Consider the following 16,428-nt stretch of genomic DNA (forward strand, 5'->3'; position numbering starts at 1 on the left):
CCGGCTGATGGCCCGACTGCTCGACGTCGTTGTCGGCCTCTGTGGCCGTGCCGAGCTGCCCTGGTCCGTCCGGCATGTCGACCCGCCCGGCTGGGTGACCGGTAGGCCGGTGGGCGGTCGTACCCCCAGGGCCGGATGGAAACTGCACATCACGGCTGTCGAGTCGAACGCCCTGGAGGTGCTGCGACGCTGCCTTCCGGCGATCGTCGCCCGGTCGGTGCCGTTCAAGGTCGCCGACGCTGCGCTGCTGGCACGACTCAACGACGGCTCGGAGGGCCTGGCTCAGATCGGCAAGTTCCTCACCGTCTACCCCGCCGACCCGGTGGAGGCCACGAAACTCGCGACGGAGTTGGACGCGCTGACCCGGGGCGTCCGTGGCCCGTTGCCCCCGTCGGACCGACCCTTCAGCCCGACGAGTGCCGTCTCGTACCGCTACGGTGCCTTCGAAGGGGAATTCACCCGTACGTCGCTCGGCGCCGTTGTCCCCGCGTACCGTGGCCCCGACGGCGCGATCGTGCCCGACCCGCGGCTCACCCACTATGTGGCACCCCCCGACGTCGTCGACCCGTTCGCCGAGCACGGCGACGCCGCGCCGCCGTCCGCGATCACCGATGAGCTGCTGCACGGGCGTTACCTGCTGGCGAACTGCCTGTCCCGGTCCGTCCGCGGCGACGCGTACGAGGCGATCGACATCGACACCGCCCGGGCCTGCGTCGTCAAGCGCGCGCCCCGCGACCGCCTGCTGACCGGTTGCGGCCCGGACGCCCGGGAGCTGCTCCGGGGCGAGGCGACCGTGCTGGCCGGCCTGCGTCCCGACCCCCGGTTCCCGGACGTCTACGAGGTCGTAGAGCGGCACGGCGACCTGTGTCTGGTCGAGCAGCGCCTCGACGGGGTGCCGCTGGACCGGTACGTCTCGGCGCTCGCGACGGGTGGGGAACGGATCGGACGGGCGCAACTGCTCCGGTGGGCGGGTGAGCTCGTCGCCATGCTCACGCGCATCGAGCAACGCGGGTGGGTCTACTCGGATCTGAAGTCGGGCAACACCCTGGTCAGTCCCGAAGGGACACTCCAACTGGTGGACTTCGAGCTGTGCGCCCCCGTCGGGGAGCCGGCCACCCTCCCGCGTCGGGGCACCCGGGGGTACCTCGACGTCCAGGGGTCGTCGACGGGCGGGCCCCGCGACGGTCGGATCCACTCCCTCGGCGCGGTGCTGTACTTCCTGGCCACCGCCGCCGAACCGTCGCGGGCCCCCGATGGGTCCCTGCTGCGCCGTCCGATCCGGGACCTGAACCCGGCCGTCGACGACGACGTCGAGGAACTCGTCGAGCGGTGCCTGGGCGCCACGGGGACGGGGTTCACCTCCTTGCGGGCGGTCGGGGACGCCGTGGAGAGCCTGGCTTCGGGGCGATCCGGGCAGGAGCGGGTGCGGACCCGTCCCCGCCGGCCGCTCACGGAGCCGGCGGACCCGTCTCCCGGCCGGCTGGCCGAGACGATCCGCACCCTCGGCGATTCGCTCTGTGCCGACGCGGAGCCGATACCGGGACAGCGCGGCCTGGCGTGGAACAGCCCGCACGATCCGACCGGTCGGCTGGCGCTGCGGGACCTCAACTCCGGGGCCGCCGGCAATGTGCTCGCGCTGGCGGAGATCACCCGGGAGTACGGCGAGGAGCACCACAAGCGGGTGCTCCGGGCCGCCGCGTCGGCGTTGGTGCGCGAATCGCCGATCCTCGACGACCGGCTGCCCGGCCTGTACGTCGGGGAGGCGGGGGTGAGCGCCGCGCTGCTGCGGGCCGGTCAGGTGCTGGGTGACCGGTCGATGGTCGCCGCGGCGGCCCGGCACGGCGAGATGGTGGCCGCGGCCTCGCACGACTCGCCGGACCTCTTCAACGGCACCGCGGGTCGACTCCGCTTCCACCTGATGATGTGGAACGAGACCGGCGACAGCGTCCACCGCGTCGCGGCGCGGACGGCGGCCGACGTCCTGCTGGACCGGATGGACGGCACCGGTTCCGATTTCGCCGGCTGGCGGACGCCCCCGGGGTACGGGGACCTCAGCGGGCAGGTCTGGCTCGGTTACGCCCACGGCGCCGCCGGGATCGCGGACTGCCTGCTCGACGCACTGGAGGAGTTCGGCGACGAACGTTGTGCCGCCGCAGTCGTCGACACCGTGCGACTGCTCGACCGGCACGGCGTGCCGGTCTCTCCGCACGGGTCGGCCATGGGCTGGCCGGCCAGCCCCGGCCAGTCCCCGAGCGCCCCGTACTGGTGCCATGGCGCGTCCGGCATCGGGACGATGCTGACCCGGGCGGCGCGAATCGACCTGTGCCCGCGGGCCGGCGACCTGGCCGACCGGGCCGGCCGGGCGGTGGCGGAGACGACCTGGGTGGGGCCGACACAGTGCCACGGCCTGGCCGGGAACATCGAGTTCCTCCTGGACCTGTACCGGAACACGGGGGAACAGAGCTGGCTCACCGCCGCGCACCGGCTGTGGGGGCACCTTCAGGCGTACCGGCGCGACGTGGACGGCCGGACCGGGTGGGAGTCCGACGTTCCCGGCACGGTCCACGCCGGATACCTGGTCGGGTACGCGGGGACGGCCATGTGCCTGTTACGGCTGGCCCGGCCGTCGCACCGGCCGCGCCACCTGACGCCTGCCGGTTTCCGGGCCACCCGTCACCTGCCGTGACGCCCCTCCCAGCGGGTGGTTCGGGCGGAGCGACAGCCCCGGAGCGACAGCCCCGGGGCCGCCCGGTGGCGTCGGCCTCAGCGGGCTGTCGCGCCCGTCGGCGTCAGGTGCATCCGGCCCAGCAGCTGCCGGGCCTGGTCGGCCTGGTCAGCGTCGACCGTGACCGCGTACTGGCCGGCGCGCAGGGAGCTGGCGGACGTGAAGTCCCGCTGCCCACCGGTCATCGCGTGCGCGACCGCGCCGAACACCGCGCCCCAGATCGCGCCGATCACCAGGCCGACCAGGATCACCGCCACCCAGTTACCGGTGGTGAAGATGCCGAAGAGCAGCCCGATGAACAGGCCGAACCAGGCACCGGTGCCCGCGCCGACCAGGGCCGACCGGCCCGTGGTCATCCGGCCCAGCACCGTCTCGACCAGGGTGAGGTTCGTCCCCACGATCGCGGTGCGCTCCACCGGGAACCGGTTGTCGGCCAGGTAGTCCACCACCCGCTGCGCGGACGGATAGTCCGGGTACGACCCGATCGTCACGGTCGGGGCCCCGGTCGGCGGGCCGTGGCCGTGGCCGCCGGGTGGGGTGGGGTGGCCCGCCGGGCCGGAAGGGAGGTTGTTTCCGCCCGACGTTCCGGATCGCAGGGTCGCGGTGGGATTCGAGGGTCTGGTCATGAGCATCCTCCTTCGTCGACCTCCCGCCTTCCCCCGGGCAGCGGCCGGTAACGCGCCGCCTTCCCCCGGTCCGGGAGGTACCCGCCGCGATCCGGATGCCCGACGCGCCGGATCGCTCTCCGGTCGCCTCGCCCCCGACCGGGAGGGACGACGCGCGGGACCGGTCCGGCCGCATCCGGCGGTGCCCCGACGAATGCTGGTCGGCGCCGCCGGGTAGGCACGGCCGTGGACAGCGGACGGATCAGCGAGCACGGCTTCCTGGCCGACGGCCGCAGCGCCGCGCTGGTCGACCGGGCCGGCTCGGTCAACTGGTGGTGCCCGGCGCGGATCGACGCCCCGTCGGTCTTCGGGCGGCTGCTCGACGACGACGCAGGCCACTGGTCGATTCGGCCCGACGGCGACTTCACCACCGAACGCTCCTACCTGGAGGACACGCTGGTGCTGCGGACCGTCTTCACCACCCGGGACGGGTCGGTGGCAGTGACCGACACGCTGGCGCTGGAGCCCGGCGCGCGTGGCCACGACATCGGGCTGCACTCGCCCCGGGTGCTGGCCCGGCTGGTGGAGGGAGTCTCCGGCGTGGTCCCGGTACGGCTGCGCTACCGCCCCCGGTTCGAGTACGGCCGGGTCGTCCCGTACCTGGTGTGCACCGGCGACGGGGTGGAGGCGACCGTCGGCGCGGCCCGCCTGCGACTGCGCGGCGACGTGCCCGTGCGGCGCGGCGAGGGCGAGGCCGCGGCGACGTTCACGGTCCGGGCCGGCGAGTCGTACGGCTTCACGCTGGGGTACGCGCCGGTCTACGACGCCGGCCCGCCCCTGACCCCCGACGCCGCGCCGACGGTTGCCGAGGCGGTGGCGGGGTGGCGGTCCTGGGCCGGGCTGCACCCGTACCACGGCCGGTTCGCGGAGCAGGTGCGCCGCAGCGCGCTGGTCGTGCAGGGCATGACCTACCAGCCCAGCGGCGCGATCGTCGCCGCGGCGACCACCTCGCTGCCCGAGCAACTCGGCGGGGACCGCAACTACGACTACCGCTTCGTCTGGGTCCGCGACTTCAGCCTCACCCTCCAGGCGCTCTGGCTGGCGGCCTGTCCCGACGAGGCCAACCGGCAGTTCGCCTGGGTGGCCCGCGCGATGGGCCGCATCGGGAACCAGCCGGTTCCCATCATGTACGGCGTGGAGGGCGAGCGGGACCTCTCCGAGCACCGCCTCGACGGCCTCGCCGGGTACGCCGACAGCCAACCCGTCTTCGTCGGCAACGACGCCTGGAAACAGCGGCAGACCGACGTGCTCGGGGAGGTCCTCGACGCGGCGTGGCTGATGCGCCACTACCTCGATCCGATGGACCCCGAGGTGCACCAGCTCCTGCGCGCCCTCGCCGACCAGGCGGTCGCCGACTGGCACCGCCCGGACGCCGGCATGTGGGAGGCCCGGGACGCGGAACGGCACTACGTCTCGTCCAAGGTGCAGTGCTGGACCGCGCTGGACCGGGCGGTGCGCTTCGGCCCCCGCCTCGGCGACTCCGCCGACCTGGCCCGCTGGGCCGCCGCCCGCGACGAGGTCCGCGCGGCGGTGCTGGACCGGGGCTGGAACGACCGGCTCGGTGCGTACACCGGCGCCTTCGGCTCGGACGAGTTGGACGCCTCGGTGCTGATCATGCCGCTGGTGGGGTTCCTGCCCGCCGACGACGACCGGATGCGTTCCACCATGGACGTCGTCGAGGCCAGGCTGTCCCGCGACGGCCTGCTGCGCCGCTGGGACGGCGATCCGGCCGGCTTCGTCATCTGCTCGTTCTGGCTGGCGAGCTGCCTGGCGCTGGCCGGCGAACTGGACCGGGCCGAGCGGATGTTCACGTCGCTCGCCAGCCGGACGAACGACCTGGGCCTGTTCGCCGAGCAGATCGACCAGGCCACCGGGGAGCAGCTCGGCAACTTCCCGCAGGCCTTCTCGCACATCGGACTGATCAACGCCGCCGGCTGGCTGACCGAGGCCGGCGAGCGGCGACGCCAGGGCGCGGACCGCCCGCGCCGGACCGTGCCGACAGGCGCGGGGCGAACGGAGGGAGCACGCTGATGACCGGACGGCTCGACGGAAGGACCGCCCTGATCACCGGCTCGGACTCGGGCATCGGCCAGGCCACGGCGATCGAGTTCGCGCGGGAGGGCGCCGACGTGGTGGTGCACTACCTGCACGACCACGCCGGGGCCAACCACACCCGGGACAAGGTGGCGCAGGCCGGCCGGCGGGCGGTGGTGGTGCAGTGCGACATCACCGAGGAGTCCCAGGTCGAGGCGATGTTCGACGAGGCCCTGGCGGAGTTCGGGGCGCTCGACGTGCTGATGAACGACGCCGGGGTGGACGCGTCCGGCATCCCGGTGGCCGACCTGGACACCGAGACCTGGGACCGGGCCATCCGGACCAACGTCTACGGGGCGTTCTTCTGCTCCCGCCGGTTCGTCCGGCACCGCCGGGACCAGGGCGGCCACGGGAAGATCATCAACATCACCTCGGTCCACCAGGAGGTGGCCCGGGCCGGCGGCTCCGACTACGACGCGAGCAAGGGCGCGCTGCTGGAGTTCGCCAAGAGCCTGGCCCTGGAGGTGGCGCCGATGCACCTCAACGTCAACAACATCGGGCCGGGGATGGTGCTCACCCCGTTCAACCAGAAGGCCATCGACGACCCGGCGTACCTCCAGGAGCAGGTGCAGAGCATCCCGTGGAAGCGGGCCGCCCAGCCGGAGGAGATCGGCAAGCTGGCGGTCTTCCTGGCCAGCGACGACGCCGACTACGTGACCGGTTCGACGTACTTCATGGACGGCGGGCTGATGCAGAATCAGGGCCAGGGCGCCTGAGCGCGTCCCTCGATCGCGACGCGAGCCGGCCGACCCGTCGGCGCTCCCCGGTCAACCGTCGACGGTACGGACCGGCGGGACCCCGGGTGCGGGGCCCCGCCGGCCGGGGTGGTGCGCGTCGGCGTTGCCGTCGCAGGGTCAGTCAGGAGCAGGCCGCGGGGTCAGGAGCAGGTAGCCCCGTTGAGGGTGAAGCCGACCGGGGTGGGCAGCGTGCCGCCGGAGTAGGTGCCCTGGAAGCCGATGCTCAACGTGCCGCCGGCCGGCAGGCTGCCGTTCCAGGGTGAGTTGCGCACGGTGATCTGCTCGCCGCTCTGGCTCCACTCGCCGTTCCAGCCGCTGATGAGCCGGACGCCGGGGCCGGCGGTGAAGGCCACCGTCCACGAGCTGAGCGCCCCGCCCCGGTTGGTCACCCGCAGTTCGGCGGTGAACCCGCCGGTCCAGGTGTTCGGGGTGAAGGTGACCGCGCAGCCCCGGGCCGGCGTGGTCGGCGGCGGCGTGGTCGGGGGCGCGGTGGTGGGCGGCGCGGTCGTCGGGGGCGCGGTGGTCGGGACCGGCCCGGCGGCGACCGCCAGGTCGTACGCCCGCTGCGGGACGAACTGGCCGGCCCCGGCGAGGCAGCCGTCGGCCTCGCCGGGCAGCTTCACCCACAGGTACGCGTCGATCGCGCCGTCCCCGGTGGCGGTGGTGCTCGGCGTGCCGATCGCCCGCCCCGGCGGGTCGCACCACTCCGAGCCGGCCGGGCCGTTGCCGTTGCGGCTGGTGTCGACCACGGCCTTCAGCCGGGACACGCCGGTGGCGGCGATGACCTGCTTGGCGTACCCGACGGACTCGGCGGTGGTCCGGTAGTTGGAGACGTTGAGCGAGATGCCGTCGGCGCTGTTGGCGATGTCCGCGCCGGTCAGCCGGGCGGCGATGTCGGCGGGGGAGAGCCACGCCGAGTGCCCGGCGTCGAAGTAGACCTTCGCCTGCGCCGAGCCGGCCTTGAGCTTCTTGCCGGCGTACGCCATGGACGCCTTGGTCTCGGCCTGCTGGGCGGCGCTCTGGCAGCTCGTCATCAGCGGGAGCACGTCGGGCTCCAGCACGATCGAGGCGGGCCGGCCGGCCAGCCCGGCGGCCACCTGGTCGACCCACTGCCGGTAGCTGGCGTGGTCCGGCGCACCGCCGCCGCTGGCACCGCTGCAGTCCCGGTTCGGGATGTTGTAGACCACCAGGATCGGGATCCTCCCCGCCGCGGCGGCGGCCCCGACGAACTGGTCCACCTCGGTCCGTACCGTGGAGGTGTTGGTCCGGGTGTACCAGCGGGCCTGCGGGACGGCGGCGATCCGGTCCCTGATCACGGCGGCGCGCTGGTCGCCCGGATTGGCGGCCACCCACTGGGCGGCGTTGGTCTGCGGGTCGACGTAGAACACGGAGTCGGCGGCCACGGCCGGCGCGGATCCGACGAGGCCGACCGCGACGGTGGCGGCGGCGGTGAGTGTGGTCGCGCCGGCGGCCAGGGCCGCGAGCGCCGGTCTGCTTCGCATGGGGGCGTCCTCCACCGATCGATGAACGTGCGTGGAAGCGCTCCCACGCGTTCCCGTCAAGGTACGCGCCCATTGCCGGCGTGTGAAGACCCTGTGACGCCCCCGCCGGCCCTCGGGGGGCGAGAATTGCGGAATGCGCCTGGTGATCACGGCCGACACCCACGTGCCGAAGCGGGCCCGCGACCTGCCGGAGCCGCTCTGGGCGGCGATCGCCGCCGCCGACGTGGTGCTGCACGCCGGGGACTGGGTGGACGTCGCGCTGCTCGACGCCATCGAGGACCGGGCCCGCCGCCTGATCGGCGTGTACGGCAACAACGACGGGCCCGAGCTGCGGGCCCGGCTGCCCGAGGTGGCCCGGGTCGAGCTGGACGGCCTGCGGGTCGCCGTGGTGCACGAGACCGGCCCGCGCGCCCGCCGCGAGGAGCGCTGTGCCGCCGCGTACGGCGACGCGGACCTGCTCGCCTTCGGCCACTCGCACATCCCGTGGGACACCGTCGCCCCGGGCGGGCTGCGGCTGCTCAACCCCGGCTCGCCGACCGACCGCCGACGCCAGCCGTACGCCACCTACCTGACGGCGCGGGTGGCGGCGGGACGGCTCGACCGGGTCGAGCTGCACCGCCTGCCGCCCCGTCGGGGTGGCCGTTGATCGTCTGCTGTTCACGGACGGCTCGCCCGGCGTGTCGTGCCGGTGAACAGCAGACGATCAAGGAAGTCATCCGGAGGGGGTGCGGCGGGGACACCGGGCACGACCCTGGACCGACCGTGGGTCAGCGCTCCGGCTGGTGCTGCGCCTTCGGCCGGGCGCGCAGGTGGGCGCGCTCTCCCTGCCGGCCGAAGAGGCTGAGGAACTCGACCGGCTCGCTGTCGGCGGCCCCGAACCAGTGCGGCACCCGGGTGTCGAACTCGGCCGCCTCGCCGGGGGTCAGCTCCATGTCCCGCTCACCGAGGACGAGGCGCAGCCGGCCGTTGAGCACGTAGAGCCACTCGTAGCCCTCGTGGGTCTGCGGATCCGGTTCCCGCCGCCGGCTACCGGCCGGGATCACCAGCTTGTACGCCTGGATGCCGCCGGCCCGGCGGGTCAGCGGGAGCATGGTCAGATCGTGCCGGCTGATCGGCCGTAGGTGGACGCGCGGGTCGCCGGTGGGCGGGGCGCCCACCAGGTCGTCGAGCGTCACGCCGTGCGCCCGGGCCAGCGGGAGCAGTTGCTCCAAGGTCGGCCGGCGGGTGCCGGACTCCAGTCGGGACAGGGTGCTCACCGAGATCCCGGTCGCCGCCGACAGGTCGGCCAGGGTGGTCTCGCGCTGTCGGCGCAGCGCGCGCAGCCGGGGCCCCACCCCGGCGAGCGCGCGGTCGAGGTCGTCGCCCATGCCACCAGTTTGCCAGAACGGCAATTGAGTTTGCAGTCCTCGCGGCGGCCGGACGTACACGGTGGCCGGGGAGGGACGGGGCCGGGCGTACCGCCCCCGCCGGTCTGCCCCACCGGTCTGCCCCACCGGTCTGCCCCGCATGTCTGCGCTGCGTCCCCGTTCCCGCACGCCGCTTCCGCATGCCGGCCGCGCATGCCGTTTTCCCGCATGCCGGCCGCGCGTGCCCGGGCCCGGGCCGGCCGCGAACGCCCTACCATCACCAAGATGGATGCGGACCGGACACGGGTCTTGGTGGTCGGGGCGGGGATCGCCGGGGTGGCGTGCGCCGCCGAGTTGGCCCGGGCGGGCGTCCCGGTGCAGATCCGCGAGCGTGCCCGGGTGGCGGGCGGCCGGATGGCCAGCAAGCGGTTCGACGGGCGCCCGGCGGACATCGGCGCGGCGTACTTCACCGTCAGCGACCCGGACTTCGCCGAGGTGGTGCGCGGCTGGGCGGACGCCGGGCTGGCCCGGGAGTGGACCGACACCTTCGTGGCGTACTCCGCACAGGGCCGGCGCGAGGCCCCCGGGCCGATGCGCTGGGCGGCCCCGCGCGGGCTGCGGTCGCTGGTCGAGCACCTGGCGGCAGATCTGCCGGTGGTGGTCGACCGGCTGGTGCTCGGCGTCGACTCCGGGCCGGCCGTCGACGGCTCGCCCTGCGCGGCCGTGGCGCTGGCCGTGCCCGGCCCGCAGGCGGCCCTGCTGCTCGACCCGGCGCTCGCTGCGGCCACCGCCGCCGTGCAGGCGCAGCGGTGGTCGCCGACGCTGAGCGCGGTGCTGCGCTTCCCGGCCCGGTCCTGGCCCGACTTCCGCGGCGCGTTCGTCAACGACCATCCCCTGCTCACGCTCGTCTGCGACGACGGCGACCGGCGCGGCGACGGCGCCCCGGTGCTGGTCGCGCACACCACGCCGACGTTCGCCGCCGGTCACCTCGCCCAGCCGACCGGGGCCGGCCGGGCCATCGAGCAGGCCGTCCGCGACCTGCTCGGCCTGCCCGAGCCCGCCGCGCTCGTACACGTGCACCGCTGGACGTACGCCACGCCGACCGTGCCCGGCGGGGACGGGACGTACCACCTGGACGCCGACGGCATCGGGCTGGCCGGCGACGCCTTCGGCAAGCCCCGGGTGCAGAGCGCCTGGCGCTCGGGCCGCGACCTGGGCCGCGCCCTGGCCACCCGCCTGACCCCCACCTGACCCACCCACGGTTCCCGCCCCCGACCCCACCCCGTCCCGCCCCGTCCCCGTCGATCTTGCACTTGCGGCCCCCGTTCTACGGCCTTGGCCCGTTATGCCCGGGCCGCAAGTGCAAGATCGCGGGCGGGGCAGGGCCGGGTGAGCGCCGGGGCGGGCGAGGGCCGGGCGGGGTGGGGCGGGTGGGGTGGGGTGGGGTCAGGCGGGGGTGGGGGTGGGGGCGCGTTCGGAGGGGTCCTCGGTGCGTTCGCCCGCGCGGTCGAGGAGCTGCATGACCGGGGTGGCGGCGACCCCGTGCACCACCACCGAAACGATCACCACCAGCCCGACCGTGGCCCAGATCAGGTCGGCCTGCGGGAAGTCCGCCTTCGTCGTCGCGTACGCCAGGTAGTAGAGCGAGCCGACGCCCCGGATGCCGAACAGCGAGATCACCCAGTGTTCCGCCGGCCGGCCCGGCGCGCCGCGCAGCGACAGCCACCCGGCCAGCGGTCGGACCACGAAGACCAGCGCCAGCCCGACCAGCGCGGCCGGCCAGGTCAGTGGGGCGAGCAGACCGTCGACCACCGCGCCCCCGAAGAGCAGCAGCAGCAGGACGGTCAGCAGCCGCTCGATCTGCTCGGCGAAGTCGTGCAGCACCGAGTGGAACTTGTGGCTCCGCTCGGCCGCCCGGATCGTCCGGGCCGCCACGAAGACGGCCAGGAAGCCGTAGCCGCCGACCACCTCCACCAGCCCGTACGCGAGGAACGTGGCGGCCAGCGCGAGGAAGCCCTCGGCGTGCCGGGCGAGCCGCAGCTCGCTCGGGGCCCGGAAGAACAGCTTGCCGAGCAGCCAACCGACCAGCAGCCCGCCGCCGACGCCAGCGGCCAGCTTGTACAGCACGTCCACGGTGAACCAGTCGGCGAACCAGTCCGCCGGGGCGAGGCTGGCGCTGGCGATCGCGATGGCCGCGTACACGAAGGGGAAGGCCAGGCCGTCGTTGAGGCCGGCCTCCGAGGTCAGCGCGAAACGTACCTCGTCCTCGGAGTCCTCCACATCGGTCGGCTCGCCGACCTGCACGTCGGCGGCGAGCACCGGGTCGGTCGGGGCCAGCGCCGCGCCCAGCAGCAGCGCGGTGGCGGGCACCAGGCCCGCCCACCACCAGCCGAGCAGCGCCACGGCCGCGATGCAGATCGGCATCGCGATCGCCAACAGCCGCCAGGTGGACGACCACCGGGACCAGCTCAACGGCCGGTCGATCTTGAGGCCCGCGCCCATCAGCGCGACGATCACGCCGATCTCGGTGAGGTGGGTGGCGACCTCGGGATGCGCCAGCGGGTCCGGGCTGGGCAGCCCGGTGGGCAGGATGAAGATCAGCATGCCCAGGCCGAGGAACGCGATCGGCATCGACAATGGCCGGCGCTCCAGCAGCCGGGGGAGGATCCCGGCGAGCAGGGCGCCCAGCCCCACCACCGCGAACGCGACGTCTACCGGTTCCACCGCACCACCCTTCGCCACCTCGCCCACGGCCGTGGGCAGGTGGTGACGGACCTTGCCCCGTCGGTGGTTCCGATATGCGTGCCGCGCGTAACTGATCCGCCGGCCCTGCCGGCGCGCAGGCTTCGCGCGCTCAGCACGGGCGCGGGCCGATCGAAGCAGCTGCTGATCCGGGAGCGGTCAGTCCCGCTGGTCGCGGTGCCCGACGCGATGGTGCCGCGCCGCCCGACCGAGGCACCCGGCGCGCTGCCCGCCGCCGCAGGGCCAGCGTGTCCACGAAGAACGCCGGAAGCGGCATCCGGCGGGGTTCTCGGTGGCCGGACGTCCCCTCCTGCCCGGTCCGCCCGCCGCCGACCCCCGGCTACCCGGACGGGACGAGGATCTCGAACCAGACCGTCGAGCCGCGCACCGTCGGGTCGGTGCCCCAGGCGTCGCTGAGCTGCTCGATCAGGCCGAGCCCGCGGCCCCGACTGCTCAACGTGTCGGTGCGGGCCCGGGTCACCGTGCCCCGGGTGCCGGAGTCGGCCACCGACACCAGCAGCCGCTCCGGGCTGAGGTCGATCTCGACCCGGGCGGCGGTTCCGGCGTGCAGCAGTGCGTTGGTGGTCAGCTCGCTGGTGCACAGCACGGCGGCGCCGACCACCGCCTCGGGCACCTGCCAGCCGGTCAGCTGGGCCGTCAACCAGTGCCGCACCCGGCTCGGCGCGGTCGGCTCCGCCGGCACCTCCAGGCTCGCCGAGCGGCTCGGCATCAGCGCGTGCTCCACCGCCAAGACCGCGACGTCGTCCTCGGTGGCGCCGTCCACGGCGGCGGTCGCGACCGCGCACAGCGCCCGGGGGTCGCCGCTGGGGGCGCCGGCCACAGCGGCGGCCAGGTCGTCCAGTCCGGCGGTGAGGCTCTGCCGCCGCCGCTCCACCACCCCGTCGCTGAACAGCAGGAGGGTGTTCCCCGGGGCGAACGGGACCGTGGTGGTGCGCGGAGCGCAGCCCAGCCCGAGCGGGGCCCCGGGTGGCACGTCCAGGTACCGCGCCACCGGCTCGCCGTCGGGGCCGGCGTGGCGTACCAGCGGTGCGGGGTGCCCGGCGCTGGCCAGGGTGAGCAGCTCCCGCTGCGTGTCGACCACCCCGAAGACCACGGTCACGAACAGCTCGTACGTGCCGGTCTCGGTGCCGAGGCTGCCCACCAGGCGGTCCAGCCCGGTGAGCACGGCGTCCGGCCGGGGGTCGGCCAGGGCCAGCGCGCGCAGCGCCGCCCGGACCTGGCCCATCCTCGCCGCCGCCTGCACGTCGTGCCCGGCCACGTCGCCGAGCACGATGCCCAACTCGCCGGTGGGCAGCAGGAACGCGTCGTAGAAGTCCCCACCGGCGGCGTTGCCGTCGACGCCGGGGTCGTACCGGGCGGCGATCCGCAGCCGGGGCAGGTCCGGCAGGCGCGCGGGCAACATGCTGCGTTGCAGGAGTTGGGCGGTGCCGTGCTGGGTCTCGAATCGGCGGGCGCGCTCGGCGGCCTGACCGATCAGCTCGGCCGAGGCGGCCAGCAGGGCCCGTTCGGCGGCCGGCCACGGGTGGGCCTCGTGGTAGCCGACGGTCAGGCCGCCGCGCAGGACCGACGTCCGCAGCGGCTGGGCGGCCAGCGCCCGGACCTTCTGGTCGTGCCGGTCCACCGCGATGTCCCGCAGCGGCTGCCCGTCGCCGACGAACTGGGGCACGCCGCTGCGGGCGGCCACGATCAGCGGCCCGGGGGAGTCGGCGGGTGAGCGCCGCCAGAGCGGGGGCAGCCGCTCGTCGGCCTCGTCCAGCAACTCGCCGCGCACCCGCCGAACCGTGCGCCAACCCGCGCCGTCGTCCACGCCGAAGGTGACCCGGTCGGTGTCGAACGCGGTCAGCAGGTAACGCAGGGCGACCCGGGCGACGTCGTCCAGGGTGAGCGTGCCGGCCAGCGCGGCGGCCACGTCGCTGAGGCTCTGCAACTGCTCGGTGACCTGGCTGGTCTCGGCGGCGACGGTCAGCACCCCGACGATCCGTCCCGCGCTGTCCCGCACCGGGGAATGGCCCCGGGTGAACACGGCCTGTTCGCGGGAGCCGGGGCGGTGCCGGTCGAACGGGAGCGCCGCCTCCTTCTCCAGGGACGACTCGCCCTGCCGGTAGGCGCGGTCGATCACGTCGCCGACGCCCGGCTCGGCCCACACGTCGGCGAACACCTCGGCTGCCGGCCGGCCCACCGCGCCCGGGTGGCGGTCGCCGATCAGCGCCGCGTACCCGTCGTTGTAGAGCAGCAGGTGGTCGTCGCCGTACGTGAGCGCCATCGGCACCGGCGAGGCGAGGATCAGGTCCACCACCCCGCGTAACCCAGGATCCCAGCCCTGGGGCGGGCCGAGCGCCGTGCCGGCCCAGGGATGGCCGAGAACGACGCTCGCCGCCCCGGAGGCCCCTGTCTCCGACGCGGCGCGCGTTGCTGGCGTGGGTACTCGCCCGACCGTGCCTGGCATGCCCGCAGCCTAGCCGGAGCGCCCTGACGGTGGCCCGATCGCGTGCCGGGGTGGCGGCACACGGCCCGCCGTCGCCCACTCCCGGTACGCATCAGTGCAGGTCAGGGTAGTTCTGGACGGAGATGCCGGGAAAATCGTTGCCCGTCGCGCGGCGTGCTGCCAGGCGGACCGGGTATGCGCGCGCCGAAGTCCATGCGACAGGAGGGACACCATGCAGAAAACCCTCGCGGTCGGGCAGGTAGACATCGGAGACGCCCTGACCGATATGTGGAGGTCGGTGCTGCTCTTCATCCCGAGGGCGATCGCGTTCATCGTGATCCTCGTGGTGGGGTGGCTCGTCGCCAAAGCGGTTCTCAAGATCGTGGACACGGTACTGGAACGGGTGGGGTTCGACCGCGCGGTCGAACGGGGCGGCATCCGGCGCGCGCTGGAACGCACCAAGTACGACGCCAGCGACATCCTGGCGAAACTGGCGTACTACGCCGTGCTGCTGTTCACCCTGCAGTTCGCCTTCGGGGTGTGGGGGCCGAACGCGATCAGCGACCTGATCCGGGGCGTGGTCGCCTGGCTGCCCCGGGCGTTCATCGCGATCATCGTCGTGGTGGTGGCCGCGGCGATCGCCAACGCGGTGCGCGACCTGGTCACCGGCTTCCTGGGCGGGCTGTCGTACGGCCGGGTGCTGGCCGACCTGACAGCGATCTTCATCCTGGCGCTCGGCATCATCGCCGCGCTGAACCAGGTGGGCATCGCCACCACCGTCACCACCCCGGTGCTGATCGCGGTGCTCGCCACGGTGGCCGGCATCCTGATCATCGGCGTCGGCGGCGGCCTGGTGCGGCCGATGCAGAACCGCTGGGAGGGCTGGCTCAACCGGGCCGCCGAGGAGTCCCGGATGTTGCGGGAGCACCGCCAGGCCCAGGCTGCCGGCCGGGGCGACGTCGAGCGCCGGATGGCCGACCGGGCGGGCGCCGAGCGCACCCAGGCCATGCCCCAGCCCGGGGGTTCGATGTCCGGCGCTCGCGGCGGGCAGCAGGGCATGCACCGCTCCGGCGGCACGCCGGGCGACGAGACCCAGCAGTTCGGCCGCCCGGGTAGCTGACGGGAGGAGCACGGGGAGGGGGTCCGCGCGGGCCCCCTCCCCGCTCGCGTACGTCAGAGGGTGGGCAGCGGCGCCGGGCCGGTCTCCAGCGAGCGGGCCAGGGCGCAGACCGCCAGCAGGCGGGCCAGCGGCCAGTCGGGCTCCGACCAGTCCGTCGACGGGGTGGGCGGCTGCCAGCCGTGCTCCCGCGCCGCGTCCCGGACGCCCTCGGCGTACCCGGCGAGCGCGGCCGGGCTCAGTGGCCGGCGATCGCCGTCGAGGCTGTCCCGAACAGCCGCGGCGTGCTGGTCGATCTCGGCGAGCAGCCCGGGCCGGGCCGCCGCCGCGGTGAGCCCGGCGGTGCCGATCACGACGGTCAGCCTGGCGAGGACGGTGTTGGCGGAGTCCGCTGCGGAAGGGCTGACCACCTGTTTCGACGGCACACGCATGAGAAACGACGTTAACCGGCGGGTAATCCGGGCGGAGTCGGCCGCTCGGCCGGTACCGGCTCATCCGCCCGACGGCCGGCACCCGGCCGGGGGGATTGACCCGGTCGCGACGGGGCAGAAGGGAGGACGCGCGTACGCCGCGCGGCCGACACGTGGAGGGACGGATGGGACACCAGGACGGACCCGACGAGCAGCACCGCCGCCCGCCGGGGGTGAGTGATGCCACCGTGGAGGCGCTGGGCCGGCTCAGCGAGGCGCTGGAGACCGTGGAGCGGGCCCGCGGGCACCTCTACTCGATGCACCAGCTCATCGGCCACGCCGACCTGATGCTCGACGACGCCGTGGCGAAGTTCCACGCGGCCGGGCACGACGCGATCGCCGATCGGATCGCCACCGACCTGCTCGGTCGCAACGTGATCGCCGGCCGGTGGACCTTCCAGATCGTCGAGGACTTCGACGAGGGGTACCACGGGCTGTTCCGGGACCTCGACCGCCGGGCCCGTGAGGAACTGGTCGGCGGCCGGCGGCACCTGTACGAGGCGGAGATGAAGGAGCGGCGGCGCACCCGGGGCCGGGCCGGGCACGAGGCGCGACCGGACGGCGGAGGCTGAAAACCCGCGCCC

13 protein-coding genes are annotated in these 16,428 nt (G+C 74.4%); 7 read left to right on the forward strand and 6 right to left on the reverse strand.

What is annotated here, in order from left to right; all coding sequences use genetic code 11:
* Positions 1-7 precede the first annotated feature (7 nt).
* Positions 8-2,686, forward strand: coding sequence for a lanthionine synthetase LanC family protein (locus ACFYZF_RS12070; RefSeq protein ID WP_387018885.1), 2,679 nt, complete (start codon positions 8-10; stop codon positions 2,684-2,686).
* A 77-nt stretch (positions 2,687-2,763) separates the two neighbouring features.
* Here ACFYZF_RS12070 and ACFYZF_RS12075 read toward each other — a convergent pair whose 3' ends face one another.
* Positions 2,764-3,351 (reverse strand): general stress protein, encoded by a 588-nt coding sequence (locus ACFYZF_RS12075; protein WP_387018887.1) that lies wholly within the window; start codon positions 3,349-3,351, stop codon positions 2,764-2,766.
* 225 nt (positions 3,352-3,576) lie between these two features.
* On the opposite strand from ACFYZF_RS12075, the gene ACFYZF_RS12080 reads away from it, so the two are divergent.
* Complete coding sequence (locus ACFYZF_RS12080) at positions 3,577-5,421, forward strand: glycoside hydrolase family 15 protein (RefSeq protein WP_387018888.1); 1,845 nt, start codon at positions 3,577-3,579, stop codon at positions 5,419-5,421.
* A complete protein-coding gene (locus ACFYZF_RS12085) occupies positions 5,421-6,200 on the forward strand; it encodes a glucose 1-dehydrogenase (RefSeq protein WP_350882222.1) in 780 nt (259 codons plus the stop codon). The genes ACFYZF_RS12080 and ACFYZF_RS12085 overlap by 1 nt, the downstream gene beginning before the upstream one ends.
* A gap of 161 nt (positions 6,201-6,361) precedes the next feature.
* On the opposite strand, the gene ACFYZF_RS12090 is transcribed toward ACFYZF_RS12085, so the two are convergent.
* Positions 6,362-7,723, reverse strand: a complete 1,362-nt coding sequence (locus ACFYZF_RS12090; RefSeq protein WP_387018892.1) for a glycoside hydrolase family 6 protein — start codon at positions 7,721-7,723, stop codon at positions 6,362-6,364.
* A 133-nt stretch (positions 7,724-7,856) separates the two neighbouring features.
* On the opposite strand from ACFYZF_RS12090, the gene ACFYZF_RS12095 reads away from it, so the two are divergent.
* The gene (locus ACFYZF_RS12095; RefSeq protein ID WP_387018895.1) at positions 7,857-8,369 is read left to right on the forward strand and encodes a metallophosphoesterase family protein; all 513 of its coding nucleotides are present in this window, start codon (positions 7,857-7,859) and stop codon (positions 8,367-8,369) included.
* Between the two features lie 121 nt (positions 8,370-8,490).
* On the opposite strand, the gene ACFYZF_RS12100 is transcribed toward ACFYZF_RS12095, so the two are convergent.
* Positions 8,491-9,090, reverse strand: coding sequence for a helix-turn-helix domain-containing protein (locus tag ACFYZF_RS12100; RefSeq protein WP_387018898.1), 600 nt, complete (start codon positions 9,088-9,090; stop codon positions 8,491-8,493).
* A gap of 264 nt (positions 9,091-9,354) precedes the next feature.
* Here ACFYZF_RS12100 and ACFYZF_RS12105 point away from each other — a divergent pair, with 264 nt between their 5' ends.
* Positions 9,355-10,320 (forward strand): NAD(P)/FAD-dependent oxidoreductase, encoded by a 966-nt coding sequence (locus ACFYZF_RS12105; protein WP_387018900.1) that lies wholly within the window; start codon positions 9,355-9,357, stop codon positions 10,318-10,320.
* A 195-nt stretch (positions 10,321-10,515) separates the two neighbouring features.
* On the opposite strand, the gene ACFYZF_RS12110 is transcribed toward ACFYZF_RS12105, so the two are convergent.
* Entirely contained in the window at positions 10,516-11,793 is a 1,278-nt protein-coding gene (locus tag ACFYZF_RS12110) for a cation:proton antiporter (protein WP_387018903.1), read from the reverse strand.
* Between the two features lie 358 nt (positions 11,794-12,151).
* A complete protein-coding gene (locus ACFYZF_RS12115; RefSeq protein ID WP_387018906.1) occupies positions 12,152-14,278 on the reverse strand; it encodes a SpoIIE family protein phosphatase in 2,127 nt (708 codons plus the stop codon).
* Between the two features lie 211 nt (positions 14,279-14,489).
* Here ACFYZF_RS12115 and ACFYZF_RS12120 point away from each other — a divergent pair, with 211 nt between their 5' ends.
* The gene (locus tag ACFYZF_RS12120; protein ID WP_387018909.1) at positions 14,490-15,377 is read left to right on the forward strand and encodes a hypothetical protein; all 888 of its coding nucleotides are present in this window, start codon (positions 14,490-14,492) and stop codon (positions 15,375-15,377) included.
* A gap of 53 nt (positions 15,378-15,430) precedes the next feature.
* Here the strand turns inward: ACFYZF_RS12120 and ACFYZF_RS12125 are convergent, their stop codons facing one another.
* Entirely contained in the window at positions 15,431-15,805 is a 375-nt protein-coding gene (locus ACFYZF_RS12125; RefSeq protein WP_387018912.1) for a DUF6401 family natural product biosynthesis protein, read from the reverse strand.
* A gap of 164 nt (positions 15,806-15,969) precedes the next feature.
* On the opposite strand from ACFYZF_RS12125, the gene ACFYZF_RS12130 reads away from it, so the two are divergent.
* Positions 15,970-16,416, forward strand: a complete 447-nt coding sequence (locus tag ACFYZF_RS12130; RefSeq protein ID WP_387018915.1) for a hypothetical protein — start codon at positions 15,970-15,972, stop codon at positions 16,414-16,416.
* Positions 16,417-16,428: the final 12 nt, after the last annotated feature.

This window comes from Micromonospora sp. NPDC001898, assembly GCF_042891255.1.
Taxonomy (GTDB): domain Bacteria; phylum Actinomycetota; class Actinomycetes; order Mycobacteriales; family Micromonosporaceae; genus Micromonospora.